Source organism: Paenibacillus sp. L3-i20, assembly GCF_022180385.2.
In the GTDB taxonomy this organism is placed as follows: Bacteria; Bacillota; Bacilli; order Paenibacillales; family Paenibacillaceae; genus Pristimantibacillus.
On record NZ_BQME02000002.1, the window covers coordinates 46,009 to 72,614 of the forward strand.

The 26,606-nt window shown below is 43.8% G+C and carries 24 protein-coding genes; 21 read left to right on the forward strand and 3 right to left on the reverse strand.

The features are described from left to right. Positions 1-3 precede the first annotated feature (3 nt). The 11 genes from MFF31_RS13415 (at position 4) to MFF31_RS13465 (ending at position 9,737) form a co-directional block, all read left to right on the forward strand. Positions 4-1,248: a DUF58 domain-containing protein gene (locus tag MFF31_RS13415; RefSeq protein ID WP_238188635.1), complete on the forward strand. Its 1,245-nt coding sequence runs from the start codon at positions 4-6 to the stop codon at positions 1,246-1,248. After that, on the forward strand, positions 1,245-3,482 hold the full coding sequence (locus MFF31_RS13420) for a transglutaminase TgpA family protein (protein ID WP_238188636.1): 2,238 nt from the start codon (positions 1,245-1,247) through the stop codon (positions 3,480-3,482). The genes MFF31_RS13415 and MFF31_RS13420 overlap by 4 nt, the downstream gene beginning before the upstream one ends. 135 nt (positions 3,483-3,617) lie before the next feature. After that, positions 3,618-4,142 carry a YqeG family HAD IIIA-type phosphatase gene (locus tag MFF31_RS13425; RefSeq protein ID WP_238188637.1) on the forward strand — a complete coding sequence of 175 codons (525 nt, stop codon included), beginning with the start codon at positions 3,618-3,620 and terminating at the stop codon, positions 4,140-4,142. Next, a complete protein-coding gene (gene yqeH, locus MFF31_RS13430) occupies positions 4,139-5,266 on the forward strand; it encodes a ribosome biogenesis GTPase YqeH (RefSeq protein ID WP_238188638.1) in 1,128 nt (375 codons plus the stop codon). The genes MFF31_RS13425 and yqeH overlap by 4 nt, the downstream gene beginning before the upstream one ends. Before the next feature lie 50 nt (positions 5,267-5,316). Next, positions 5,317-6,177: a shikimate dehydrogenase gene (gene aroE / locus MFF31_RS13435; RefSeq protein WP_238192020.1), complete on the forward strand. Its 861-nt coding sequence runs from the start codon at positions 5,317-5,319 to the stop codon at positions 6,175-6,177. Positions 6,178-6,241: 64 nt separating this feature from the next. Beyond that, positions 6,242-6,541, forward strand: a complete 300-nt coding sequence (gene yhbY / locus MFF31_RS13440; RefSeq protein WP_238188639.1) for a ribosome assembly RNA-binding protein YhbY — start codon at positions 6,242-6,244, stop codon at positions 6,539-6,541. Positions 6,542-6,555: 14 nt separating this feature from the next. Then, the gene (gene nadD / locus MFF31_RS13445) at positions 6,556-7,149 is read left to right on the forward strand and encodes a nicotinate-nucleotide adenylyltransferase (protein WP_238188640.1); all 594 of its coding nucleotides are present in this window, start codon (positions 6,556-6,558) and stop codon (positions 7,147-7,149) included. Further along, positions 7,136-7,705 (forward strand): bis(5'-nucleosyl)-tetraphosphatase (symmetrical) YqeK, encoded by a 570-nt coding sequence (gene yqeK / locus MFF31_RS13450; protein ID WP_238188641.1) that lies wholly within the window; start codon positions 7,136-7,138, stop codon positions 7,703-7,705. Before nadD ends, yqeK begins: the two co-directional genes overlap by 14 nt. Before the next feature lie 3 nt (positions 7,706-7,708). Beyond that, the gene (gene rsfS, locus MFF31_RS13455; protein ID WP_238188642.1) at positions 7,709-8,056 is read left to right on the forward strand and encodes a ribosome silencing factor; all 348 of its coding nucleotides are present in this window, start codon (positions 7,709-7,711) and stop codon (positions 8,054-8,056) included. Continuing rightward, positions 8,053-8,973 carry a CvfB family protein gene (locus tag MFF31_RS13460; RefSeq protein ID WP_238188643.1) on the forward strand — a complete coding sequence of 307 codons (921 nt, stop codon included), beginning with the start codon at positions 8,053-8,055 and terminating at the stop codon, positions 8,971-8,973. Before rsfS ends, MFF31_RS13460 begins: the two co-directional genes overlap by 4 nt. Before the next feature lie 41 nt (positions 8,974-9,014). After that, positions 9,015-9,737: a class I SAM-dependent DNA methyltransferase gene (locus tag MFF31_RS13465; RefSeq protein WP_238192022.1), complete on the forward strand. Its 723-nt coding sequence runs from the start codon at positions 9,015-9,017 to the stop codon at positions 9,735-9,737. 273 nt (positions 9,738-10,010) lie between these two features. Here the strand turns inward: MFF31_RS13465 and MFF31_RS13470 are convergent, their stop codons facing one another. Beyond that, positions 10,011-10,232 carry a hypothetical protein gene (locus MFF31_RS13470; protein WP_238188644.1) on the reverse strand — a complete coding sequence of 74 codons (222 nt, stop codon included), beginning with the start codon at positions 10,230-10,232 and terminating at the stop codon, positions 10,011-10,013. Positions 10,233-10,510: 278 nt separating this feature from the next. Here MFF31_RS13470 and nrdI point away from each other — a divergent pair, with 278 nt between their 5' ends. The 7 genes from nrdI (at position 10,511) to MFF31_RS13505 (ending at position 17,873) form a co-directional block, all read left to right on the forward strand. Continuing rightward, positions 10,511-10,870, forward strand: coding sequence for a class Ib ribonucleoside-diphosphate reductase assembly flavoprotein NrdI (gene nrdI / locus MFF31_RS13475; RefSeq protein WP_238188645.1), 360 nt, complete (start codon positions 10,511-10,513; stop codon positions 10,868-10,870). Then, the gene (nrdE, locus tag MFF31_RS13480) at positions 10,857-12,941 is read left to right on the forward strand and encodes a class 1b ribonucleoside-diphosphate reductase subunit alpha (protein ID WP_238188646.1); all 2,085 of its coding nucleotides are present in this window, start codon (positions 10,857-10,859) and stop codon (positions 12,939-12,941) included. The genes nrdI and nrdE overlap by 14 nt, the downstream gene beginning before the upstream one ends. A gap of 51 nt (positions 12,942-12,992) precedes the next feature. Further along, entirely contained in the window at positions 12,993-13,949 is a 957-nt protein-coding gene (nrdF, locus tag MFF31_RS13485) for a class 1b ribonucleoside-diphosphate reductase subunit beta (protein WP_238188647.1), read from the forward strand. A gap of 220 nt (positions 13,950-14,169) precedes the next feature. Beyond that, the gene (gene hprK / locus MFF31_RS13490; protein WP_238188648.1) at positions 14,170-15,078 is read left to right on the forward strand and encodes an HPr(Ser) kinase/phosphatase; all 909 of its coding nucleotides are present in this window, start codon (positions 14,170-14,172) and stop codon (positions 15,076-15,078) included. Between the two features lie 143 nt (positions 15,079-15,221). Further along, complete coding sequence (locus MFF31_RS13495) at positions 15,222-15,674, forward strand: GyrI-like domain-containing protein (RefSeq protein WP_238188649.1); 453 nt, start codon at positions 15,222-15,224, stop codon at positions 15,672-15,674. A gap of 111 nt (positions 15,675-15,785) precedes the next feature. Beyond that, a complete protein-coding gene (locus MFF31_RS13500; RefSeq protein ID WP_309296679.1) occupies positions 15,786-16,604 on the forward strand; it encodes a PhzF family phenazine biosynthesis protein in 819 nt (272 codons plus the stop codon). Between the two features lie 297 nt (positions 16,605-16,901). Beyond that, a complete protein-coding gene (locus tag MFF31_RS13505) occupies positions 16,902-17,873 on the forward strand; it encodes an ABC transporter substrate-binding protein (protein ID WP_238188650.1) in 972 nt (323 codons plus the stop codon). Between the two features lie 61 nt (positions 17,874-17,934). Here the strand turns inward: MFF31_RS13505 and MFF31_RS13510 are convergent, their stop codons facing one another. Further along, on the reverse strand, positions 17,935-19,104 hold the full coding sequence (locus MFF31_RS13510) for an alpha/beta hydrolase (RefSeq protein ID WP_238188651.1): 1,170 nt from the start codon (positions 19,102-19,104) through the stop codon (positions 17,935-17,937). Between the two features lie 310 nt (positions 19,105-19,414). Then, positions 19,415-20,590 carry a GGDEF domain-containing protein gene (locus MFF31_RS13515; protein WP_238188652.1) on the reverse strand — a complete coding sequence of 392 codons (1,176 nt, stop codon included), beginning with the start codon at positions 20,588-20,590 and terminating at the stop codon, positions 19,415-19,417. Positions 20,591-20,829: 239 nt separating this feature from the next. On the opposite strand from MFF31_RS13515, the gene MFF31_RS13520 reads away from it, so the two are divergent. The 3 genes from MFF31_RS13520 (at position 20,830) to MFF31_RS13530 (ending at position 26,602) form a co-directional block, all read left to right on the forward strand. Next, positions 20,830-21,987, forward strand: coding sequence for a glycosyltransferase family 4 protein (locus MFF31_RS13520; protein WP_238188653.1), 1,158 nt, complete (start codon positions 20,830-20,832; stop codon positions 21,985-21,987). Between the two features lie 21 nt (positions 21,988-22,008). After that, entirely contained in the window at positions 22,009-23,292 is a 1,284-nt protein-coding gene (locus MFF31_RS13525) for a metallophosphoesterase family protein (protein WP_238188654.1), read from the forward strand. A gap of 61 nt (positions 23,293-23,353) precedes the next feature. Continuing rightward, positions 23,354-26,602 carry an AAA family ATPase gene (locus MFF31_RS13530; RefSeq protein WP_238188655.1) on the forward strand — a complete coding sequence of 1,083 codons (3,249 nt, stop codon included), beginning with the start codon at positions 23,354-23,356 and terminating at the stop codon, positions 26,600-26,602. The last annotated feature ends 4 nt before the right edge of the window (positions 26,603-26,606 follow it).

The window sequence follows — 26,606 nt, forward strand, 5'->3', positions numbered from 1 at the left end:
CCAATGAAGGCCACGAGGGCTAAGAAAATACGTTGGCAGTTTATCGCTGTCGTCTATACATGCAGCTTATTTTATTTATTATTCCAAGGCGGCAAGACGGCGTTAATGTTATTTATTATTATCAATTTATTACTAATTTATTTGGGGTTAGGGCGCTGGAGCGGTATTGCAGGTGTATCTGGAATGAGAAACTATTCGAGTCAGGGATCAGCAGCGCATGGGTCAATTACTGCAGGTTCCTCTGTTGATGTACAATTGAATGTTAGAATACCGGGCTTTTATCCGCTTCCATACGTTATCGTGCGTGACGGGATGCTGAGGCATAATGGTCAGGAGCTTAGTTTTGAAACGTCGTTTATACCGAATTGGAAGCGGTCTGGCTCTGTTATGTATCGTACACCTCCACTTCAACGTGGAGAGTATCGGTTTCAGAATACAGAATGTCTTTCTTATGATGTGTTCGGGCTTTTCGAACATTCCGGCAACTTCCGATCGGAATCGGTATTCAGTGTTCTTCCACAAACAGTTCCACTGAGACAATGGAGTGGATTTCAACGCGGCATTAGAGGACCATATTCACATGCTACTGCTTCTCGTGCTGCGAAGGAAACGACACAAATAAACGGGGTTCGAGAATATTTGTATGGTGACCGATTGTCCCGTGTCCATTGGAACGCAACTGCAAAGACGGGACAGTGGAAATCAAAGGCGTTCGAGCGGGAATCACTGCCCCGCACACTACTAATTCTGGATCGTCATCTACCAGCCCTTGATAAATCAATGAAGGATCGATTTGAGCTTGCCGTTTCGGTTGCAGCTTCTTTTATTGAGCATGGATCGAGAGACGATACAGCGATGGGGCTGCTTTCGATAGGTGAGAAGATGACTATGTTGCCGCCAAAGTCGGGTATAGATCAACGTAATCTTGTGATGAAGCATTTAACGTTTGTTGATGCTGATGCTCCCCATCCTATCTACACATCTCTCCAAAGAGCTGACTCAGTAGTAGAGGGTGGAAGTTTCGCTATTATTATTTCCGCTGATACGGGGAGCCAAATTATTCAAAGCATGGAGTGGTTGTCACGTAAGGGCGTTACACCATGTCTGCTTCATATCGGCTCTGAGGCTAGCAAAATTAGCGGAGATGTCGCGTGGCGTCAAATCATTCAAAGTAGAGGCTGGGTCGTTTATAACATTCGGCAGTTGCAGGAGCTTCCTGCTGTGATGGAAGGGAGCGGTATTGCATGAAGAAGCCCATGATTGGAGTTCTAGCTTACTTTGGCAAGGGATGGTATACACGACTTGTAGCCCTCTTTATCACCATCATTATGCTCGGAAGCATACAAATATTTGAAGATTATTGGTGGCCAGAAAGTTTCAAGATTGCAAACTATACTCTAATTATTGCTCTGCTTATTGATATTCTATTACCAATGCGTATGCGTATTTTTAAATGGAGTATTCAACTTGTTGCGGCAATAGCAGTCACATTCAATTTTGCAAGAATAGAGCCGCTGCCTATCGCTCCAGAAAAAATGGGGAAGTTACGTTGGTGGTTTGAGCATACGATTCCTCAATTGGATCCCTTCATTTGGATAAGCCTTGCCCTATTAGTTATTTATATTCTATTAAGTACTTGGGCAGTTACAAGAGTTAGGATGTTCGGAGTAATTGGAACAGGAGTGCTGTTACTAACAATTGCAGATTCATTTACTCCGATTTGGTTGTGGGATAATGTTGCACTTGTCGTGTTCACTGGCTTAGTTTGGCTATTATTCAATCATCTTGATAAGCTTCAACGAACGCATCCTGAAAGCTGGAAAGGATTGCTGGAGTATCCTATCAGAGTGGTGACACCTGCTTTGATCGTTCTGTCATTGCTTATGGTTTTTTCTCTTAATGTACCTACAATTGCACCGCTTCTTCAAGATCCTTATACCATTTGGAAAAATGCTAGAGGTGAAGAGGTACAAGTCTTTCTTGGAGAAAAAGCAATTATTGATGAAGATACCCTATTCCCTGACGCTAATGCAAGCTCCGGTTATAGTCGTAATGATTCGATATTAGGCGGGGGCTTCGATTTTGATTTTTCACCGATGATGACCGTTACTACATCACAAAAAAGTTATTGGCGCGGTGAAACAAAAGAAACCTACACGGGTAGTGGATGGTTTAGTATTTTTCCTGCCGAGCTGTCGGCACAATTCGTACAGAAGGACGTAGCGTTAAATGAAGGAAATGAGCGAAGTCTTGCTGAGACGATTGAAGTGGAACAAATTGTTACAATGGTTCGTAATGATCCATACCCTGTTTTATTCGGTGCAGCACCGATATCCAAAGTGAACTGGATTGGCAGCGAAGGCGAAGCAATTCCGGCAGGACTAACATGGCTGCCTAGTAATTGGGAACTAATTTGGAATAAGGACATCAGTTACCCTACGATCTATTCCTTAACGTCGACCGTTACTGTTTTAGACGAAGAGGGTTTGCGGAAGGTTGAAGCGGCTATTCCTAGTACGGCGAATATAGAGCATAAATATACAACCGTTCCAGATGGATTGCCTGCTCGTGTTCGGGAGCTTGCGTTGGAAGTTACCGCAGCAGGCACGAATGATTATGATAAAGCAAAGCTGTTGGAAAACTACTTAAGAACGACGTATACGTATACAAATAAGCCTGATAGTTCGAAGTTAACGGGAATGAGTCTCGATTTTGTAGACCAATTCCTGTTCGAATTAATGGAAGGTTACTGTGATTATTTCTCAACAGCAATGGCTGTTATGGCAAGAACATTGGATATGCCGACAAGATGGGTCAAGGGCTTCTCGCCTGGCTCATTGCCGCGTGACAGAGGTGCTCCTCCAGAAGATGTAATGACTGGCGCAGAATTAGATTCACAACAAGCAGGTACGTACACCGTTCGCAACTCCGACGCTCACTCATGGGTCGAAATTTATTTCGAAGGTTATGGCTGGATTCCATTCGAAGCAACGGCTGGCTTTAATTTCCCTTACTCAATGCCGGAAGGGGAGGAAGTTATTGTTCCTGATGTTGCAGTTAATGAAGCGGATGGAGTAACAAAGGTTGCCGATGCAAACTTTACAGGCAGCAAGGCATTGCTTTGGGCTGCGGCGTCAGTGTTCGTACTTGGCGTTGTGGTGCTACTTATAATTCGTCGTCGTGATCTCGCAGGAGTGTGGATTAGACTTAGGACAGGTTCTTATAGTACGAATGATCAAATTGTGGTAGAAACGACGCGTTTACTTCGTATTTGCAAAAAAAGGGGTCTCCGGCGAGATGAGCATGAGACGCTTAGAGAAGCAGTAACAAGATGGTCGGGAAGTTATAATCGGTTAAGAAACGACTTCCAAATCGTATTAAAGGATTTCGAAAAGGCCAAATATGGGGCTGAGATCGCTTCTAAGGAAGAGACAGACCGTTTCGTTACTAAAGTACGATACTTGATGAACGAGCTGAAGTAGTTCTCCTTGAAGGGAAGCACTGTAATTAATTACCGACCGTCAGGTTGTCTGATGGTCGGTATTTCTTTGCAACAAATTTAGTTTATATGGTATAGTTTCGTAAGATAGCAGGCAGAAAGCAGAGGGATAGTTGTTATGTTCGAAAGATTGTTACCGAATTTACGTGTTAATTCGGTTTACGAAATTGATTTGGATGAACTCTCCTCACGAGGAGTGCGAGGTATTATTACCGATCTAGATAATACACTTGTTGGTGCGAAGGAACCGCTAGCAACACCTGAGCTAGTCTCGTGGCTGGATCATGTAAGCTCGCTCGGTTTCAAAGTGGTTATTGTATCCAACAATAATAAGACGCGAGTGGGCAACTTCGCAGCGCCGCTGGGTATTCCATTTATCCACGCAGCAAGAAAGCCGATTCAAAGGGCTTTCCGCAAAGCGCTTGCTATTATGGATTTGCCGGCTGACCAAACGGTTATGCTGGGAGATCAGATGATGACTGATGTGCTTGGGGGAAATCGCATGGGGTTATATACGATACTTGTAGCTCCGGTCGCTCCAGCAGATGAGGGTAAGATGACACTCGTAAATAGATTTATTGAACGGTTCGTGCTAACGATACTTCGTAAGCGCGGTTTGTGGTATGAGGAGGAAAAGAAGTGAAGGAACAACAACTAGGTGAATCGAAAGCATCATGTGCAGGGTGCGGGGCTCAGATACAATCCAATAAACCTGAAGATGCGGGTTACATTCCAGAGTCCGCTATTTCGCGAGAGCCGATCATCTGTCAACGATGCTTCCGAATCAAACATTATAATGAAGCGTCATCAGTGGCTATTGACCAAGATGATTTCTTAAAGCTGCTTGGCAGCATTGGTACAACAAACAGTTTGGTTGTCCATATCGTCGATTTGTACGACTTTGAAGGCAGCTTGATATCAGGATTGCAGCGTTTCGTTGGTAACAATCCAGTTCTCCTTGTCGTAAACAAAATTGACTTGCTTCCAAAAGGAATGAATACGAATCGTATTCGCAATTGGGTACAGCAGCAAGCTAAGACACAAGGGCTAAGAACGATTGATGTTATTCTTTGCAGTGCTAAGCGCAATATGGGCTTTGAACATGTTATCGATGCGCTTGAGCGTCATCGCAACGGTCGTGATGTTTATGTCGTGGGAGCGACTAATGTCGGCAAGTCAACGTTGATTAATCGTCTCATCCGGGACTATAGCGATATGGAACGTGAGCTTACGACTTCGAGATATCCGGGAACGACTCTTGATGCTGTTTATATTCCGCTTGAAGATGGAAAGGCAATTATTGATACGCCTGGTATTGTATATACGAGCAGAATGACAGAAGTTGTGCCGCGCAGTTTCCTGGGTACGCTTCTTCCGGACAAGCCAATTAAGCCGCTTGTTTATCAGCTTAATGAAAAACAGTCTCTATTTATTGGAAGTTTAGTTCGCTTTGATTTTGTAGAGGGAGAACGTCAATCCTTTACCTTCTATATTTCTAATGCGCTTAATGTCCACCGTACGAAGATGGAACGTGCTGATGAGCTTTATGAAAATCATAAAGGTGAGCTGTTAGGCTCCCCAACAGTTGCAGAACTTGCAGAAATTCCAGAGTGGACAAGACATTCATTGCGAGTAAAGCAAGGGCAGAAGCAGGATGTGTTCATTGCAGGGCTAGGATGGATACAGGTAAATGGCATGTACGGAGCGCTAATTGATGTTTATGCGCCAAAAGGCGTTAAAGTAATGTTGCGTGATTCCATGATTTAATCCTTGCGCTTGTTGCGACGGCAGAAGGGGGAGCGGCTATTATGTGGGAGATGACTAACGGGCGTGTCGATAGTCATACGGTTCTGTATGGGGTAATCGGTGATCCAATTCGGCACTCAAAATCGCCAATAATGATGAATCGTGCTTTTAAGGAGACTGGAGTAAACGGCGTTTATATGGCATTTCATGTGACAATGGATACACTTAGCGATTTCGTGCGGGGAATAAGAGCGATGGGTATTCGCGGTGTGAATGTAACGATTCCTCATAAGCTGCCAATAATGGAGCTTTTGGACGATATTGATGCAGGTGCAAAAGCAATAGGTGCAGTCAATACCATTGTTAATGATAATGGACGTTTAGTCGGCTACAATACAGATGGCATTGGTTATGTTCGTTCACTTAAGGAAGAGGCAGCGCCCAATATAGCAGGCAAACAAATTGTTGTTATTGGTGCAGGCGGTGCTGCCCGCGGTATAACGTACGCTCTTCTCCAAGAGAATCCATCAGAAATTACGATAACGAATCGTACGTCTTCGAAGGCGGAGGAACTAGTAGCCTCTCTTGATGGCGGCTCTGTGAAGTTGGTCGCTTCGTCTAACGACAAACTGGAAGCCCTTTGTGAAGGGGCGGATATCGTTATTAATACGACATCCGTAGGTATGTTTCCGAATGTGTCGGAATCACCGATTCGAGGCGAGTGGATGAAGCGGGGAGCAGTAGCTAGCGATTTGATTTATAATCCGCTCAAGACAACATTTCTACAAGAAGCCGAAGCTCATGGATGCATCATCCATGGCGGCCTCGGCATGTTCATCTACCAAGGTGCATATGCCTTTGAGTATTGGACAGGTAAGAATGCCCCAGTAGCAGCAATGAGAGAAACGGTGCTTGAATCGCTCCAAGTGTAGAAAGCACGAAGCAGAGCAGCACCATTATATAAGAATGAAGCAAACGAAAGAAGGATGTTCACTTATGCTAACAGGCAAACAAAAAAGACATTTACGTTCACTGGCTCATCATTTATCACCTATTTTCCAAGTCGGCAAAGGTGGGACTAACGACCATCTAGTACGTCATATTCAAGAAGCAATTGAGACGAGAGAATTGATGAAAATTTCCGTGCTTAATAACTGCCTTGATGATCCGAAGGAAATTGGTGTTGAAATCGCATCTAAAGCTGGTGCTGAGCTCGTTCAAGTAATCGGCAAAACGATCGTGCTTTATAAGGAATCCAAAGACTACAAAACAATTGTGCTTCCAAAAAGCAAGTAGGAGGATTGGGTGATGTGAGGAAGATTGGCATTATGGGCGGAACTTTCGACCCCATTCATATAGGTCATCTTCTTGCAGCCGAAACTGCTCGAGATCAATGCGGCTTGGATGAAGTTTGGTTCATCCCAACTGCAGGTTCTCCTTTGAAGGACAATGCACAGGGTGCAAGTGCCAAGGAAAGATATGAGATGGTCGCGGAAGCTATTAAAAGCAATGACTGTTTTCGCGTTATGGACATTGAGCTAAAGCGAGGCGGTGTAAGTTATTCATACGATACCGTCACGCAATTGCAGGCGCTTTATCCTGATTGCGCATTTTCATATATTATCGGTTCTGATCGGATTAATGATCTTCCCAAGTGGAATCGTATTGATCAGTTAGCGTGTATTGTTCATTTCATTGGATTGGAAAGACCATCAGATCCGATGGACTTGGAGTCTTTGCCGGCATTTTTGCGAGATCGACTACACATCACCCAGATGCCGCCTATAGGTATTTCATCTACACAATTGCGACAGAAACTGGCACTAGGTCGAACAGTACGTTATTCCTTACCTGATGAGGTCTATCAGTATATTAGGGGGCATGGCTTATATGGATCGCAATAGTATGATTGAGCGGGTCAAGGCGGAAATGCCAGAGAAGAGATGGAAGCATACTGAAGGTGTAATGGCTACCGCAATCGTGTTGGCTAACCGTTATGGCGAGGATGCTGAACGTGCAGAGCTTGCATCGATCCTGCATGATGTTGCTAAATACTGGCCTACAGTTCGTCAAGGAAATGTCATAAGAGACAACCACTTGCCAATTGAAGTGCTGGCCTATGATAAGGAACTTTGGCATGCACCAGTTGGTGCATGGGTAGCTGAGAACGAGTTTGGAGTTATGGACTGCGGTGTGCTGGATGCCATTCGCTATCATACTTCTGGGCGCAAAGGTATGACTAAGCTTGAGAAGATCGTTTGGCTTGCCGATTACATTGAGCCAGGTCGTGATTTTTCGGGTGTAGATGCTATTCGAGCGTTGAGCGAGATCAACTTGGAAGAAGCCGTATTAGCTGGACTAGACGGTACAATCAGCTTCTTAATTGCCAAAGGTAAACGTATTTATCCACTTACAATAGATGCACGGAATGGATTAATTGAAGAGATAAAAGGAGGTTAAAGTATGTCAGTACAATCAGATGCTTTAATGAAAATTGTGGTGGAAGCCGCTGAAGATAAAAAAGCTGCGAACGTTGTTGCTTTAGATTTAAAAGAAATTTCATTGGTTGCGGATTACTTTGTTATCTGTAGTGGTAACTCGGATACTCAAGTACTTGCCATTATGACGGAAATCCGTAAGCAAGCAGAACAAAGTGGGGTACGTATCCGTAGCATCGAAGGGACTAACTCCGCAAGATGGGTACTAATCGATCTAGGTGATGTAGTCGTTCACGTCTTCCATAGAGAAGAGCGCGAATACTATAACATCGAACGTCTTTGGTCCGATGCGAAAGTTGTGGAATTCGTATGAGTTTGATTGCTGGGACTACACTTACGTTAAAAGTTGCGCGTGAAGTGTCGCCTTATGGTTATTTTTTGACTGATGAAGAAAATGAAGTATTGCTTCACTATACCGAGCTAGTAGGCGGTAAGCCTAATATAAATAGTATAGTGAAAGTATTTATTTATTTTGACTCCGAGGACAGAATTGCTGCTACGATGAAAACACCGCTTCTACAACTAGGCGAGCTTAAGCGTCTACGCGTCGTTGATGTGCATCCTAAGCTTGGATGTTTCCTTGAGATGGGTCTGGGTCGCAATCTGTTGCTTCCGCTATCTGAGCTTCCTGAGAGCATCGAATACCGTCCGCTTCCAGGAGATGAAGTATTCGTTGTTATGAAGCATGACAAAGAGGGCAGACTCATCGCCAAAATTGCATATGAAGAAGAGCTTTCCCCATTAGTGTTCCATGCGCCAGAAACGTGGAAAAACAACTGGGTTGAAGGTTGGGTAACAAAAACGTTGCAGCTTGGTTCCTTCGTCATTATAGATGGCGGAGTTGTTGGTTTTGGCGTGTATGGGCTTATTCCTAGTTCAGAAAGAACGAAGTCCATTCGCCTTGGCGAGCGTGTTCGTGCAAGGGTTACATTCGTTCGTGAAGATGGACGAGTTAATCTGTCGATGACTGAGCGGAAAGAAGTAGGTCGTATTGAGGACGCTGATCGAATTTTGGCATTTCTTAAAGAGCGTCCGGGCGGCGGGATGCCATATTCCGATGAAACAGACGCTGATACAATCAAGTCGCGTTTTGGCATCAGTAAATCTGCGTTCAAACGTGCGATTGGGAAATTGATGAGAGATGGACTTGTAACGCAGAAGGGTAGTTGGACCTACTTAGTGGTGGAAGCTTCCCAAGCAGAACCTACTGAAGGAGCTGAAGGCGAGTGACCCAGTCCTACGGACAATTCGCAAAAGTGTATGACCAGCTCATGGAGGATATGCCTTACGCGGAATGGCTTGGCTTCGCTAGAGCAAGCTGGTCGCGTTATGGTATGCCGGAGTCGGTTGTTGATCTAGGTTGTGGTACGGGAAGTCTCTCTATTCCTCTAGCTAGATCTGGCTTTCATGTATACGGGATTGATCTATCCGCTGACATGCTTGCGATAGCCCGGAGTAAGTGGGACGAAGCACCGCAGCAAGCCGTCAGGCCTAGAGCAGGTACAATTAGGTGGTTGCAGCAGGACATGCGTAGCTGGGAATTGGCAGAACCTGTCGACACCGTTATATCGTTCTGCGATTGCTTGAACTATTTGACGGAGAAGGATGATATAGAATCTGCCTTCCAGGCCACTTTCGCTGCTTTACGTAGCGGCGGGTCATTCCTGTTCGACATGCATCCACCGAAACAATTGATCCGTTATGCTGAGGAACAACCTTTTGTGCTGGATGAACGAGATATTGCGTATATTTGGACTTGTGATTTTGAGGAATCGCTTTGCCAGATCGAACATAATCTTACGATATTTGCTCGTGATGGGAAAATGAAGTTTGATCGTTTTGAGGAAACTCATTTACAGAGAGCTTATGATCCCGATTGGATCGAAGCTGCGCTGCGTCGTGCGGGATTTAGTACGGTTGAGCGGTTTGCAGACTTTGAGTTAAAGGCTGCCAGTGCTTCATCAGAGCGATTGTTCTTTGCCGCAATTAAATAGATTGTTTTTTTGTCAGAGGTTGTCTATGCGCGATTCTGTCGCGTACAGACAACCTTATTTATGTTGTGGGTGAATGAAGCAGGAGCATAGAACATTTGGGCCTCATGGAGATGATTGAGCACAATCACTTTTGTCGAATAAGCATACTATATGTAGATACGATTCGAATTGAAGCAATCTCGTCAAGACGACTTACGACTCATGTCTGCATGCCCTCGACAAAATAGATATATGACAAACTAGGTTCGTTTAATGTATAATATGAGTCTTTGGCTACTCCCGAAGTGCGTCCATCAACTTGCTGTTCATCATAGAAGAAGGTGTTGTTCGACGTGCGGAGGCACTCTTAAGTTTACTGTTTTCTTGTTCTAATTGTGTCTTCCTTTGTTCAAGCTCGTCTATATATGCGACCAATCCAGGAAGTTTATATCCTGCATCTTGGAATAGCTGAGCGAGCTGCGATTTGGCATGTGATAACGTTGATTTTGACTCCATTTGAACCTCCAATAAAGCTATATAATGTCACTATCCTATCATAGCCTTATCTGTTAAAATAGTCGAGTGCGTCAAAAAAAACGATTCCGAACAGATCTATAATTTTCATTGACGAGACCTATATCTTGATGTAAAATCAAGAACATCAACTACATATTGATGGTTATAGTGCTTTCAATGATTTGCCATTGGGCATATCGTGAACCTGCGCATCTGCCGTAAGCAGCGGTTAGAAGCGCTTTTTAATTGCAAAAATTCAGTAGAGGAGCGGACGTGTAGTGCTACTTGTCTATGATTCAAAAACAGGCAATGTGAAACGTTTCATCAAGAAACTGAATATGAGAGCAGTACCGATTGACGAGCGGGAACAAATGGACGAGCCCTTTGTGTTAGTCACATATACAACTGGTTTTGGTCAGGTGCCAGAGAAGGTCAATTCCTTCTTGGAATCGAACCACCAATTGCTCCGCGGTGTGTCAGCCAGTGGTAATCGCAACTGGGGCAAAGGCTTTGCCAAAAGTGCCGATACGATTTCTGAAAAGTACGATGTGCCTGTCATTTTGAAGTTTGAATTGTCAGGAACAAATTTAGATACGCAACATTTTGTCGAGAGGGTGCAGGCTATTGAAGCATATTGAATTAAACAATGAATTAATGCAGCGCGGGGCGGACGGATTTTATCAATTGGAGAAAGATAAAGAAGCTGTAGTTGCTTTTATGGAGGAAGTTGAAGAAAAAAGTGTGAAGTTTGATTCACTTCGTGATAAATTGAATTACCTCATCGACAATGACTACTACGATAACGTCTTCGATAAATATACTTACGACCAAGTCGAAGCTGTATATAATTTAACAACAAACAGCGATTTCCAGTTCCAATCCTACATGGCAGCTTCCAAGTTTTATAAAGATTATGCTTTGAAAACGAATAACAAAGCTCAGTATTTGGAACAGTATGCTGACCGTGTTGCAATTGTCGCTTTGAACCTGGGTGAAGGCGACGCTGATAAGGCGCTTCGCATCGCAGAAGCAATGATCGAGCAACGTCTACAGCCGGCTACTCCAACGTTTCTTAATGCAGGAAAAAGCCGCCGCGGCGAGATGGTATCTTGTTTCCTACTTGAGATGGACGATTCTTTGAACTCTATAAACTACGTTCTTGGCACATGTATGCAGCTGTCCAAAATTGGTGGCGGCGTTGCTGTCAATTTGTCCAAGCTACGTGGACGCGGTGAGGCAATTAAAGGGGTAGAGGGCGCAGCAAAAGGTATTATGCCTGTGCTTAAGCTAATGGAGGATGCTTTCTCCTATGCGGATCAGATGGGACAACGTAAAGGTTCCGGTGCTGGTTACTACAACATCTTTGGTTGGGATATTCTTGAGTTTTTGGATTGCAAAAAAATCAATGCGGACGAAAAGTCACGTATTAAAACGTTGTCTATCGGTCTCATTATTCCTAATAAATTTTACGAGCTTGCTGCTCAAAATAAACCTTTATTTGCGTTTGGCCCACATTCTGTTCATAAAGCGTACGGCCAGCACTTGGACGACATGGATATGGACGCAATGTATGAAGAGCTTCTTGCTAATGATCAAGTTACCAAAAAGAGCGTAATGAACGCTCGTGACATGTTGACAAAAATCGCTTCGATTCAGCTTGAATCAGGCTACCCATATATTATGAACAAATCAAATGCGAACATGGCTCATGCACTTAAGGATATCGGTTCCATCAAAATGTCCAACTTGTGCACAGAGATTTTCCAACTGCAAGAAACATCGGAAATTAAAGATTATGGTCAGGATGATATTATCCGCCGCGATATTAGCTGTAACTTAGCATCGCTTAATATCGTAAACGTGATGGAGCGCAAAAAATTGAAGGAATCGGTGCATGTAGGCATCGAAGCTCTTACAACAGTAAGCGACCTGTCGAAGATCGATAACGCTCCGGGAGTTCGTAAAGCGAACGAAGAGCTCCATTCTGTTGGTCTGGGCGCAATGAACTTAAATGGTTACCTAGCGAAAAACAAAATCGCTTACGAAAGCGATGAAGCACGGGACTTCGCAGGTGTATTCTTTATGATGATGAACTATTATTCGCTTGAGCAAAGCATGGAAATTGCGAAAGAACGCGGTGTTACTTTCAACGGATTCGAACGTTCAGAGTATGCAAAAGGCACATATTTCGCACGTTATGTCGAGACGGATTTCCGTCCAAAAACAGAGCGAGTAATGGAACTATTTGAGGGAATGGAAATCCCGTCCCCGCAAGATTGGGCTGCTCTTAAAGAAAAAGTACAACAGTATGGACTATATCATGCATATCGTCTTGCTATTGCACCGACGCAAAGCATTTCGTACATCCAAAATGCGACGTCAAGCGTAATGCCGATTGTTGAGCACATCGAAACACGTACGTACGCAAATTCAACTACGTATTATCCGATGCCTTACCTGTCACAGGATAATTTCTTCTATTACAAATCGGCTTACAACATTAATCAGTTTAAATTGATTGATCTTATTGCCGAAATTGGACAACATGTCGATCAAGGTATTTCGACAGTGCTCCATGTTAACAGCAACGTAACAACTCGCGAGCTGGCACGCTTCTACGTCTATGCCGCGCAGAAGGGGCTTAAATCGCTCTATTACACTAGAACGAAGCGCCTTTCCGTAGAGGAATGCACAAGCTGCGCAGTATAAGCTAAGCTAGTTGGACGAACGATTACGTAGTGAAGAAGGAGCATACCTATTATGAAGGCAGTAAACTGGAATCGCCCGGACGATGATTTCACGCTTACATTCTGGCAACAGAATGTTATGCAATTTTGGACGGACGAAGAAATTCCATTATCAGATGATAAAATGGATTGGATGGAAATGTCGGATGCTGAACGCACATTGTACAAAAATGTGCTCGGCGGTCTAACATTACTTGATACGATACAGGGCGGCATTGGCATGCCGAAAATTTTGGAGCATGTTGAAGGTTTGCAACGCAAAGCGGTGCTTTCTTTCATGTCCATGATGGAACAAATTCATGCGAAATCCTACAGCAGCATTTTCACGACACTTGCTTCTGGTGAAGAGATTGATGAAATATTCGCTTGGGTAGAAGGCAATCCGCAGCTTCAAAGAAAAGCGGAATTGGTATCTACTTGGTACAGCAATATTTCGAATGAGAAGGAACTGTACAAAGCAATGGCTGCTTCCGTATTTCTAGAGAGCTACCTATTCTATAGCGGCTTCTTCTACCCGCTTTACTTGGCAGGCCAAGGCAAAATGACGAGCAGCGGCGAAATTATCGATCTAATTTTGCGTGATGAGAGTATTCACGGTCTTTATGTGGGCGTACTCGCTCAGGAATTGTTCGAAGGCTTCACGGCAGAAGAGAAAGCTGAGATAACAACCGAAGTTTACGCTTTGCTGGACGAGCTATATGCAAACGAAGTTATTTATACCGACGATTTGTATAGTCCGCTTGGGCTTGAGGAAGAAGTTAAAACGTATGTTCGTTACAATGCGAACAAAGCACTGATGAATCTAGGTTTTGAACCTCATTTCCCAGAAGAGCCAGTTAACCCAATTGTATTCAACGGCATTAGTACTCATACAAAGCAACATGATTTCTTCTCCAAAAAAGGCAACGGCTATGTGCGCACGATCCACGTGGAGCCACTTAACGACGATGACTTTGTATTCAACTTTTAAAATAATGCAGCAACTATTATAGAACACTTCAAGATCGTTCCAAGATTGCTCTCGACTATGCCTATGGGCAAGGCCGGGGGCGATTTTTGTTTAAATATAAGAATTTATAAGTTTGTTATCTTATAAATGACTTATATATCTCCGCGAAACGATAGCTAAGCCTCCAAAGGATGGCTTTAGTCGTTTACGCTTGACAATATGGGTGAAGGGGTGTCCGTAAATGAAATGCATTGAAGTGAAAGAACTGATTGGGAAGTTTTCGCTTGAGGTGCTCGTTGGGCTTGACCATATTGATCGGAAAATAATAAAAGCAAAGACATACAGACCTGGTCTTGAGTTTGTCGGTTACTTCGACTTTTTCCCACAGCAGCATGTTCAGATATTAGGTGTGAAGGAAATTACTTATTTACATGCGCTCACAGAAGAGGAGCGGAATCATCATATCGGTAATATTGTCAAATATCATCCACCTTGTTTCATCGTAACATCTGGGCAGGAGGGGCTTAAATATTTGACTAAATATTGTGAAGAAGAAGGGATTCCGCTTCTTCGGACGGACAACACAACGACAGCATTTATGACTAGTCTTGACGCTTATTTGCAGAAAGCACTTGCACCAGAAATTGCTGTTCATGGCGTTTGTCTCAACGTATCTGGCATTGGCATCCTACTACGGGGCAAGTCAGGTGTTGGCAAAAGTGAGACAGCACATACGCTTATTAGACGCGGGCATCGCCTTGTAGCCGACGATATCGTCGTTTTGAAGAAACTTAGTGATCAGACGCTCCTTGGCAGCCATAACGAAGTATCGAAGGAGTTTCTGGCGCTCCGTAGTGTTGGACTTATTAATGTCGTTAGGCTATATGGTCGGAAAGCATTTCAAGATGAAACCCGTATTGTGATGGACATTGAGCTCATAAAGTGGAAGGACAATGAATTAAACAATGACCTTGAGCTGGAGCCGAAGTACATGGACTATATGGGTGTACAAATACCCCATTTCGAAATCCAACTGCAACCCGGAAGAGATGTGGCAGGTTTAATAGAAGCAGCAGCTAACAACTGGTACTTGAAGACACAAGGCTACAGTGCTGCGGAAGAGTTTATGAAGCGATTGGAATGTGAATAATGCGGTTTTAGACCAGCTTGAACGATGACTGGCTGGGGACAATCCAATTAGCACTATCCTATATATGGCAATTTATGCTACACTAAGACGAGAAAGCTCATCCTAAAGCAAATGTTCTGCCCTATCAAAAGGAGGAATAAAGCGTGGAAAACTGCTCAATCGTTACAAAACCTGCTCTATATTTAGTCGGAATCAGCTATTGCGGACCATATTCATCTTTTCCAGATGAAGCGATTCGATTACAAACGGAGTTTCTGGCTAGAAAGCATGAATTGAACGGAGCATCATCATCGACGATACTCTTTAGCCCTTATTTTGGAAATGAGGCGTTTGCTACATACTGGGCGTGTTATGAAGTGCAGCATTTAGAGGAGCTGCCACCTGGAATGGTTCAACTTACTATCCCTGGTCATCGATATGCAATGGTCGCAAGCTCGAACAAACGAATTGGTGAAGGATATGAACAGTTGAATGCTTGGATGACTGAAAATGGACTTAAGAAACATACCAATGCGGTATCAATTGAGCTGTTCTATATAGACGAGCAGCACTGGGAAGAACAACCCGTTGAATTGCTAATACCACTTGAAGATTAATGCATACAAGAGCTGTTTGAATAACTTGTTCGATTAGAGAGCGAATAGAGGGAAGAGCCTCGCAGGAGCAGGCTCTTTTTTTGTATTTATTATTGAAGGAATGAGGTAGTCATGATGGGATTGGAAATGTGGATTATTGATGCATTTACGAAGGAAAGATTTAAAGGTAACGCTGCTGCGGTATGTTTGTTATCGGAACCGATAGAAGAAAGGCACATGCAAAATATTGCAGCAGAAATGAACTTGTCGGAAACGGCATTTGTTATAAAAGAAAACGAAGGTTTCGGATTAAGGTGGTTTACACCTGTTGCAGAGGTGGAACTATGTGGTCACGCCACTCTTGCTACTGCACATGCGTTATGGGAGTCAGGAACGTTACCCGTAACGGAGGAAGCGACATTTTCAACAAAAAGTGGGGTGCTAACTGCAAGAAATGAAGGGGAATGGATTGAACTAAATTTTCCTACAGAGGCACCCCAAGCTGCGCAAGCACCAGAGGCGCTAATTGAAGCATTAGGGCTAATTCCACGTTATGTTGGGCGCAATCGAATGGATTATATCATTGAAGTCGACAGTGAAGACACGGTGCGAACATTGCAGCCAGACTTTAATCTTATTAAGGGATTAGATGCAAGGGGAGTAATCGTTACAAGCAAGGCGAATAAAAGAGTAGAAGTTGGCGGCTCCTACGATGTTGTTTCAAGAGCCTTTTTCCCTGCCATTGGTATAGATGAAGATCCCGTCACTGGTTCAGCCCATTGCGCACTTGCACCTTATTGGAGTAAACGACTCAGAAAAGATGAGTTGATTGGATACCAAGCGTCCGCAAGAGGAGGGTTCGTTCGAATGCAGCTTGTAGAAAACCGTGTATTGTTGTCGGGAGGAGCTGTGACTGTTCTGCGGGGAGAGCTCCAAACCGACAATATATAGCTAGGTGAATATAGCCATGCTTTGGGAGTGCCTGGTTTTTCAATTTCATGAGAGCTCTCGATTTTCACGACGGTGGCCTTCACTTTAGTAGGTACGCCTGAACTCATTGCATGTAAGCCATTTCGAATTCCATATAGACAAATTGCTAGGGGGGGGCAGCTTTTGAACGCTGTGAGTAGATAAAAAGTCATCTAGTAACCACTTTCCTAGTACTTGATATAGGGTATTGCAATAATGATAATCATTATCATATAATGGTTAATGTTGTGATATTCGCAAGTATTCGAGGAGGACGTTATGTTTAAGCATCGAGTTCAGGCTATGGGAGTTTCTATCGTTTTCATTTTTTCAGTTTTACTTACTGCATGTGGTGGAGCGGCCAATAGTGGCGAGAATGGATCTGCTGCTAAGGATGAAGTTGTTACTACAACCCGCACTTTTGATACCGTCAAAGGCGCCATTACCATTCCGGCCAAGCCACAACGCATTGTGACAGACTATTACGGAGGCGAGCTGTTGTCGGTCGGTGCAAATGTTGTTGGTGTAGATCCAGAAACATTTGCCAATCCTTATTTAAAAGAACAGTTGAAGACAGCTAAAGATATCGGCAATCCTATAAATACGGAGAAAGCGCTTGAGCTTACTCCTGATCTCATCGTCGTCATGAACGATAAAGATTATGATAAGTTGTCTAAAATTGCGCCGACATTGCACATCCCGTATGGAACGGTAAATGATGTGTACGAAACGCTAAGATTTTTTGGAGACATCGTAGGAGAAAAAGAGAAGGCGGAGCAATTTATCGTCGAGTTTGACAAGAAAGCTGCCGAAGGGCGGGCTAAGCTGAAGGGAGTCATTGAGGAAAATGCGACCTTTGGACTTTATGAAGTAAGGCATAAAGGGGATATCTGGATGCTAGGCGACAATGGGGGCCGTGGTGGTCAGGCATTGTACAATGCACTTAAGTTGAAAATGCCGCAGAAGCTGGCGGACAGCAAAGAGCAGGCAGTGCAGTTGTCGCTCGAGACATTGCCGGAGTATGCTGCCGACTATATGTTCCTAACGAGTTTTGATCCCGAAAACAAAGGCGACGCACTCAAGGAGTTAAAAGATTCGGTGGTTTGGAATGGTTTGCAAGCGAGCAAAAACAACAAGCTATTTTACAATGACTTCCAAACGTTTTATGCCTATGATCCAATAGCTGTAATGGCGCAGATCGACCTGTTTACGGATATGCTGATAGTTAGAGCTGAAGAGAATAAGAAGTAAATAGCGATATTGCGTAGTTATTATGGTAGTAAAAGCTTAAAAGACGATAAGAAGCCAAGCTTCATATCGTCTTTTTGCACTGTATAAATACGTCATCAAGCTGGTCATCTTTGTCGAGGAATGGAGCAGAACTATTTTTCAAATATGTATTAAAAAAGTCCAGAAGCAGCGTATTCATAATCGTTATCATCTTGTCGGGATGTATGTCGCCAAGTACGCCAAACTCTACTTCTTTATCGTCTATAACAACTTTAGTCATCTCGTTTTCAGACATCACTTCGGTGTAATCTGTAAAGTTTGCATGTGTACACTGTTTAACCGTTACCAGATAAGAATCACTTTCCGAATTTAGAAATGGAAACAGAAGATGGCTGCCTAAAGTTTCACTCTCATGCTGCATTAGCAAGATGGGTTTCTGAAACGGTTTTGACCATGTCGAGTTATAGTAGAACCCATCAAGATTTGCACTTGCTTTGATGCGGTCACATAGATGTGTCAAACCTAAAGCAGCAGATCCGCCAAAGGACATTCCGAACGAGCCAATACGATCTTTGTCGATATGTTTACCAAGCCATTCTGTTTGATTTTCGGCATTATCCAGAAACATTTCCAGTGCAATTAAACTGTCCCTTAGCCAAACATCCATGTGCGCCAAAAGGGTAGGTTGGCTATCCATCGTTTCTTTATATCTCGAGGTGTGTTCCTCTAAGCTTGCATGATCCCCCTCATTAATGAGCCAAGATGAATATTTTTGGAATATCTCTGTGCTTTTTGAATGATGTGCTAAAAAATCTTTTTGCATTTCTTCATCTATCGTCGACACTTCACCATCTGGCAGTATGTATAGCCCTTCGCCCTGATGGCCTATGCTGAGCACAATATACCCATGGGATGCTAGTTCCTCGCACTGCACTGTATTAGATTCAAGAAACATACAGTACCCATGATTGAACAGAAGCAGCGGGTGCTTGCCCTCACAAATAGGAGCATTCAGATATGAATTCGTCTCAATGCCGCCAGATCGGGGCAATATTTGTTCGCTTGCATACTTCTTAAGTTCCCCTTCGCCTGCATGTTTTGCGGGGTAGAAGCATAAGCAAGGAATTATCCGCTTATTGCCGCTATCTTCCTCTTGCGAATATTCGAACATCAAACTTGTACAACCGACCAGACGAGATCCAGTAGGCTTTTTAAGTTTGTGTCTTTCTTTGATTTTCGTAATATTTAGCATGCAGTATTCTCCTTTTCAAAATGGTAAAGTAGACGTGTTGAATAACTAGCAGCAGGAAATAAAATCTGAAGTGTAAAGAAAAACCCTCATCTAAAAAGATTACTCCACTCACGAACATAGCGCAAACATTGCCAATTGAAGAAAAAGTGAAGGTAATCGTACAAGCAATGCTAGTTATGTCAAACTTCTAATGAAGCATTATTGCACCTTACAGAAAAATTTTGAATCCACTATTCATTAAAAAAAGGGCCTCTACGTCTATTGAGTAGAAGCCTACAGCCAATCACTAACGTTTAAGTAGCAATATCACTTATATATCTTTTTTCGTTTTGTAAGAAGAAGGCATTGTTTTGTATGCAGTGACTCTGTTTTTCCCTGTCGTCTTGGAGAAATACATCGCTTCATCTGCTAGCCTAATTAATTCACCAACGGCTTTGCTCTCTTTGGTAGTACTAAAACCGATACTAATCGTAACGACGGTTTCGTTTTCTACTCTGCTCCGAATAGATTCTGCTACAAGCTCGGGCTTCACTCTGTCGGTACTAATGCAGGCTAGAAGCTCTTCTCCGCCATAACGACCAGCACTCCCGATTCCGCTTGACTCCTCTTTAATGATTTCGGAAACTTTTTTTAGAATACCATCTGCAACTTGATGGCCTTGTGAGTCGTTTAAACGTTTGAAGTTATCGATATCACAGAAGATGATCGCTACTGACTTGCTGCGCATTATTAGCCCTTCTGCCTTTAGATTGAAATGTCTGCGGTTGTACAATCCAGTTAATCCATCCACGATGGAGGACTGATACGTAGAGATTAACCGCTCGATTACCCATTCGAACAGAAGCATAAACAGTAAGGAGAAATATATGATTGGCAGTACTAGACTGAGCAGCAAAATCCAATGCTGTGAACCCTGAAATACATAAGCATCTGCCATACGAGTAATCTCAATAACAAAGAAGATAATAAGACTGGCATAATATTTTGTATTCATGTCAGCACTTCTTGTAGCGAGCAATATAATAAGAGTAACGATTATGCAGTACACATCAAGTAATGGGAACGTAATGACGTATGAAGTTGCAGTAATCGTCGATAATGGTGTAAGTGCAATTTGAATAACAGTCAAAATTGTTGTGAGCACCATCATCAATATGAATGGTACTATTCTGAGCTGAGCCGACCGGTAAGTATATAATTTCATGAACACAAAGTTTATAATGATAAAGGAGATTATTTGTAGCATATTGGACAGTAAGTACATCCATGGGCCGAGCGTCCAGCCAGGGAACGCAAGAGCGACCAGCAAACATTGTCGTGCAATAATGAGCGCAATTGCAGTAATAAGCAATCTATAGGTTTGTTTGTTGCGATAACTTACGTAAAGTTTGATCGACATAAAAAGCATCAAAATAAGGATAACGATGACGGACGAAGATGAAAAAAGCTGTCCGTTAGGACCAGTGATCCACTGTATTATTGTCATGAGCCGACCACCAATATATAGGAATAGATGAAATCTTTACAGAAACGTATGTTCTATTATATCATGTTTTAGTAGATAAGGAAGTCTAAATTTCGCGCAAAGAATAGAACAGTGTCGAAGAGCGGAACGCTGTATCGGCATTATCGAGTGCGAAGGTGGAAGCTATCGACACCGTTAACGTGTGATCCCATTTTTACGAAGCGCACACCGCTTTAGAAACCTTACAGGAGCTGGCATTTATGAATATTTTGCAAGCATTATTTTTCCCTCCAGAGCAACCCGGAGGCGTATCATCGATGGTCCCTTATGTTCAAGAGCGTTTTCTTAAGTTAGGCTGGCAAATGGAGTTGTTCTCGCTTCCGAAGCGAGTGAGGAATAAAGGTCATGAAGAGGTCATGTTCCAAACGTTCGATTATACCGAATTCAGCGGGAATCCGCTGGTGGATAAATATATACAAACCTATAAGGATTATATATGGTGGACAAAGCTGAGAATCCAGAAGTCGTACGATATTATTCATGCGCATCATCCTATCGCTGCATTAGCTATGAAGCATGTATTCCCGAATACACCTCTTGTTATGACTATTCATTCAAGTTATGAGCGAGAGTTAATTTTGAATGGAAAGATTGAAGAAGGTGGGATTGAACATCGTTTTCTTACGTTAATCTATGGTGAACTTGAAGCGCAAGCGGATCGACTGATGACTGTATCAGAATCGTTTCGTTCCTATATAGCACCGTATATTGATGAACCTGAACGGATAAAGGTCATTCCAAATGGTTTTGATGAAAAAAGATTTAAGCCGATTGCCCATGAAAACGAAGTGACGCAATTAATTACAGTATGCAGACTTGTTCCTGCAAAAGGGATAGACATTCTACTACATGCATGTGCGGAACTTAAACGTCGTGGCAGCCCATTTGTATTGCATATTATCGGAGATGGGCCGATCAGGGAAGAGCTGGAGCTGCTAGCTCAAGAGCTAGGCTTATATGATGACATTATATTTTATGGCTATATGCTTCATCCAGAAGAATTTATGCCTTTTTTCGACGTTTTTGTCCTTCCGTCACGCGCAGAGGCATTTGGGTCTGTATTTGCCGAAGCTGCACTATGTTGGCTAGCACTTGTGGGAACAAATGTTGGCGGTATTGCGGAGCAGATCGAAGACGGTGTAAACGGTTTGTTAGTACCGCCGGAAGATCCGATGGCACTTGCCGACGCATTGGAGAAAGTAGTAGGCGACCCATCGTATCGCTACAATTTAGCACGTACAGCTTGGGATACAGCGAAAAAAACGTATTCCTTGCAACGGGTCATTTCGCAGCTTAAGAAAGCTTATATTGGAGTTAAATCGGAGCCTAGGCCGAAGCTAGCACCGACTACTGAATAAACCTAGAGAGCAGGTGCTCAGATGAATATGCCATTCCGGTTCATCCACGCCGCTGATTTGCATCTGGACAGTCCGTTTCGAGGATTATCGAAAGCTCCAGACGTAGTCAGAGAAGAGCTTACGGAGGCAACATTTGTTTCATTGAGACGTTTAACTGATACGGCTATTGCACAAAAAGTGGATTTTATCGTAATTGCAGGAGATTTGTTCGATGAGGCGGATCGATCACTTCGAGCTCAATTAGCGCTCTTGAAGGAATGGGAGCGATTGGCGATCAATGGAATAGCTGTGTACGCCATTCACGGAAATCATGATCATTTGGGAGGCAAACGGGCGAAGTTTGTTTTGCCGCCTAATGTTCATATTTTTGGGGCAGATGAAATGTCGTATCGTCCAGCATTTCGAAGAACAGGTGAGCTTGCAGCTTACATCTATGGCATGTCGTACGGAGAAAGAGCAGTTGCTAGCAACATTGCAGCGACCTACCAGATTGTACCCGAAGGTCCCTATCATATTGCGCTTCTGCATGCCAATGTAGGCGGGGATAGTGGACATGACCCCTATGCGCCATGCACATTAGAGGATTTAACCGGGGGCGGATTTCACTACTGGGCGCTTGGTCACATTCATAAACGGCAAGTGCTTAGCGAGTATCCTCATGTCATCTATGCAGGCAATACGCAAGGGAGAAATCCTAGAGAATTGGGCGCAAAAGGTTGTTACATCGTAGACGTTATAGATTCACGCAACACTGAAGTGCGGTTTACACCGCTAGATTCCATTCGCTGGCTAGACGAAGAGGTTTCCATTACTGGGTTATCGACGGAGCAGGAGCTTCTGCAACTTCTTAATGGCAAAATTGGCTTAAAGCTTGATGAAGGTGACGGATGTTCGGTCATGCTGCGTATTCGGCTAACGGGTCGTGGTTCTCTGCATGATCGTATAATGACGCCTAATGTTACAGCTGCTTTAGTAGAACAATTGCGCTCGGAATATGAACCTTCGAGTGGTTTACCTTGGATATATATATATGACCTAGTTGTCCAAACGGGTGTCCAGCTTGACTTGCAGGCACTTTCTGATGAAGACAGCTTTGCAGGAGAGCTCCTTAGGCTTTGCAGTCGACTAGAGTCTAGCGACGAGGAATGGCGGGGCTTTGCGGAGGATGCACTGCAACCTATTAGCGCACATTCGAAGCTTGGGCGAATCGGACGAAAGAAGTGGGACGAGCTCCCAAATCATTGGCTGGAACAAGCGAAGGAGCTTACACTTGGACTACTAGCAAGTAATAAAGGCGATGACTAATTGTAAAGTGAATGATTATTACTTATAGAGCATAATGAGTTCATACTGGGAGGCAATGTGAATGAGGCTGGTTGAAGCTCATATTGACGGGTATGGACGATTGAATAACCGGCGTCTCGATCTTGATGCGCCGGTTATTGTCGTTTTTGGACCCAACGAAGCAGGTAAAAGTACGTTGTTCGGCTTTGTTAGGACGATGTTATTCGGATTTGCAAAACGTTCCAACATTGCGGAGCGACAAGAGTCTTTGCTAGGAGGCCGTCATGGAGGTCGGCTGTTATTCCGACATTCATCAGGAACCACCTATGTTGTTAATCGACATGCGGATGATGCAGGCGGGAAACCTAAGGTAAGGATCATTGATGGTAATAGTGACAGCTCTTATCTTGAAGATGCTGACGAGAAAATAATGGAACAGGCCAAGTGGGAGTCACAGTTTCTAGGTGGCATGAATATGCGGCTGTACCGTCAGGTCTATGCAATTACGTTAACGGAGCTAAATGAAGTAAGTGCTCTGGCTGTGGGCGAGCTCGGCCAACATCTCTATCAAGCAGGCTGGGATGGAGGTAAAGCGATAGTTGCTGCAGAGAAAGAAATTATGCAGGAGCTGGATTCTTTGTTTAAGCCTAAAGGTTCGAATCAGCGGATGAGCAGCGAATGGAAAACATTAGAGAAGCTTGATGCCGAGCTAAGACGGATTGCAGATGGTATAGATCGGTTCAATGAGTTGAATGATGAACTGGAATCTACAGAGGAAGCACTTGCTGAGATCTCAGAGCAACTGCCTTCTCTAGTAGAGCACTTGCATTTATTGCGCAAGGCAGTTGGCTCACGTCCTAATTGGCTTCGAAAGTGCGAGCTGCAAGTAAATAGGGAGAAGCTCGTATATACGGATCATCTATCTCCCGGAGCGGAACAAAGCTGGCATGAATTGCTTCGGCAACGTGCTGAAATAAATGAGCAATTAAATGAGGTAGTTGCAGAGAGGGCGCTGCTTGAACGTCAACGGTCTGTACTTCAATTCGACTCAGAATTAGTTGCAAAAGGTGCGGAGACCGCTGCTATTTTGCAAGATGCGGAACGTATGCGATCACTTACTTTACAGCTGGCTGAGCTGGAGACCGAATTACAAGGATTAGATGAGTCGATTGGCGGACTAGTGACCAGTATTTCTCCTGAATGGACCGAGCGGCAGTTAAGAGAGTTGACCATAACAGTAGCGGATCGTGATTATGTTCGAGAGCGGAGAGATCGCGGGCAAGCTATGCGTCGTGCTGAGGAGCGACTCGATTTAGAACTGGAGACAATACAAGCTCATGAGAGGGAGCTGCTACAGCAACTGAATGCCTCGGAAGAACGTTTGCATAAGACGAAAGCACGTTTAGATGCAAGTGGAAAGGGAAGATTCAAGCTCATTCCAGAATCTAAAATGGCTCTTACTACTGCTTGGGATAAACTTGATGAAGCTCTCCGCAATTGGGAACTTGAACGTGCAGGAACTAGTGGAACAGGTCACTCAGTTAATCGAACGAATTCCTCGAATAGCAGAATGATGTGGGCGGGCCTATGTGGTGCAGGAACTGCCCTTGTACTGGGTGCTGCGTCTGCAAGTGGTCTATTAGGAGGAATGAGCAGTGTTGCAGCAATTACAGCGATAGTTATAGGTGGAGTTTCGATCGCATTAATTGCTGGCATGAATAAGTTTGGGAATAAGTGGACTAAAGGAAATGGGCGATCTTCTCAAAGAGCTCGTATAAGCAGCAGAGGCAATCGTACTATAGGCAGTATAAGTGAGCAGCATCTGTATGAAGCGTTGTTAGAACTTATTGAGGAGTCAGAGGAAATGTATCGTTCCTTCATAGATATTGCTACAGCAAATCAGAATCAAGCTGCAAGTTTTGTTGTATCTATCCGTTCTTCTATGCGCATGGAGGTACAGGAAAGACTGGAAGCGATTGACGAATATGTGCGAATGATGGATGAGTGTTCGGAGCATAGAAGTCGACTGAATCGTGCACGAACACAGCTTAAGGAACGTGCTGAGGCAGCAACTACCGCAGCGCACAACAGTCAACTAGAAGCGGAGGAATGGGCAAGTTGGCTCTCTGAGCGAGCACTCCCGAAGCATATGTCTCCAGCAGCAGCGCTGGAAGCATTCGAGCTAGCTGAGTCAGCAATGCAGCGGCTTAGACAATATGATCGTCTCTCCGCACGTCAAGTTGCAGCTCAAAAGGAGCTAGCTGCTTATAGAGATCATTCTGTTATGTTATGCGCTAGTTATTCTAACAGCGCTCTTCAACCTTCTACGGACCCGACTCTCGCATTGCAATTACTGCAAGGGGAAATTCGCCGACATGCTGCAATAGCTGCAGAACGGGACGAAATCACATCACGCCTAGATCAGCTCATATTTGTACTGGAAGGGCTAGAAACGAAGGAAGCAAGTATAGAGCAATCGCTGATTGCGCTAATAGAGCAAGCAAAACTTGTGGATGAAGAACAATATGGTGCTGCATTAGCGGATCGTAGCTTGCTTGTTCAAATCGATCTGGAGCTTACAAAACTCCAAATTGAATTGACTGCTGGATTAACGGAGGAACGACTGGAGCAGCTTGAAGCACTTTTTGCCCAATTTGACGAAGAACAATTGTCCGAGGCGTTTGAGAAAACGCAAAGGGAGGAAGCGAAGCTCATTCAACAGCAATTTGATCGATTAGAACAAAAAGGTAGATTGAGTCAAGCAAAGGAGCAATTATTGCAAGAGGATGAACGACAACGTCTACTAATTGAGAGGGAAATGACGGCTGCTGGTCTTGATATAAATATGGAGCGGTATGCGGTACTCACGATTAGTAAAGCACTTATCGATCGGACGAAACGGATTTATGAAGAAGAGCGCCAACCAGCTGTACTCAAGAAAGCTTCGCAATATTTCCGAACGTTAACCGGCGGTCGTTACATTAGAGTGAGCGTGAATGTTGAGGAATCAGGCATACGTGTGGAGAATAACGATCATACGATGCTGGACAGCAGTGTACTTAGTCGAGGAACGGCAGAACAACTCTATCTAGCTATGAGATTGGCACTTGCTGTCCAATCCTCACAAGGTGAGAAGCTTCCATTGTTGCTTGATGATTTGTTCGTCAACTTCGATTCCGAAAGATTACAAGCGGCAGCAAGGTTAGTTGCGCAGCTAGCGGATGAACGCCAGCTGCTGTTGTTTACTTGTCATGAGAAAGTACGAGACGAACTATTGGCGGCTCGCAGTGATGCGCTGCTTGTTGAGTTAAGTTCAACTGAGGCAATTTAAACAT

Bases quoted from the DNA above. Each gene is read 5' to 3' on its own strand.
- yqeK (WP_238188641.1), top strand. From the start codon at position 7,136: ATGGATCGCAATAGTATGATTGAGCGGGTCAAGGCGGAAATGCCAGAG.
- MFF31_RS13460 (WP_238188643.1), top strand. From the start codon at position 8,053: ATGAGTTTGATTGCTGGGACTACACTTACGTTAAAAGTTGCGCGTGAA.
- MFF31_RS13465 (WP_238192022.1), top strand. From the start codon at position 9,015: ATGGAGGATATGCCTTACGCGGAATGGCTTGGCTTCGCTAGAGCAAGC.
- MFF31_RS13525 (WP_238188654.1), top strand. From the start codon at position 22,009: ATGAATATGCCATTCCGGTTCATCCACGCCGCTGATTTGCATCTGGAC.
- yhbY (WP_238188639.1), top strand. From the start codon at position 6,242: ATGCTAACAGGCAAACAAAAAAGACATTTACGTTCACTGGCTCATCAT.
- MFF31_RS13505 (WP_238188650.1), top strand. From the start codon at position 16,902: ATGTTTAAGCATCGAGTTCAGGCTATGGGAGTTTCTATCGTTTTCATT.
- MFF31_RS13420 (WP_238188636.1), top strand. From the start codon at position 1,245: ATGAAGAAGCCCATGATTGGAGTTCTAGCTTACTTTGGCAAGGGATGG.
- rsfS (WP_238188642.1), top strand. From the start codon at position 7,709: ATGTCAGTACAATCAGATGCTTTAATGAAAATTGTGGTGGAAGCCGCT.
- nrdF (WP_238188647.1), top strand. From the start codon at position 12,993: ATGAAGGCAGTAAACTGGAATCGCCCGGACGATGATTTCACGCTTACA.
- MFF31_RS13425 (WP_238188637.1), top strand. From the start codon at position 3,618: ATGTTCGAAAGATTGTTACCGAATTTACGTGTTAATTCGGTTTACGAA.
- MFF31_RS13510 (WP_238188651.1), bottom strand. From the start codon at position 19,104: ATGCTAAATATTACGAAAATCAAAGAAAGACACAAACTTAAAAAGCCT.
- aroE (WP_238192020.1), top strand. From the start codon at position 5,317: ATGACTAACGGGCGTGTCGATAGTCATACGGTTCTGTATGGGGTAATC.
- MFF31_RS13530 (WP_238188655.1), top strand. From the start codon at position 23,354: ATGAGGCTGGTTGAAGCTCATATTGACGGGTATGGACGATTGAATAAC.
- MFF31_RS13515 (WP_238188652.1), bottom strand. From the start codon at position 20,590: ATGACAATAATACAGTGGATCACTGGTCCTAACGGACAGCTTTTTTCA.
- MFF31_RS13470 (WP_238188644.1), bottom strand. From the start codon at position 10,232: ATGGAGTCAAAATCAACGTTATCACATGCCAAATCGCAGCTCGCTCAG.
- MFF31_RS13500 (WP_309296679.1), top strand. From the start codon at position 15,786: ATGATGGGATTGGAAATGTGGATTATTGATGCATTTACGAAGGAAAGA.
- MFF31_RS13415 (WP_238188635.1), top strand. From the start codon at position 4: ATGAAGGCCACGAGGGCTAAGAAAATACGTTGGCAGTTTATCGCTGTC.
- MFF31_RS13520 (WP_238188653.1), top strand. From the start codon at position 20,830: ATGAATATTTTGCAAGCATTATTTTTCCCTCCAGAGCAACCCGGAGGC.
- hprK (WP_238188648.1), top strand. From the start codon at position 14,170: ATGAAATGCATTGAAGTGAAAGAACTGATTGGGAAGTTTTCGCTTGAG.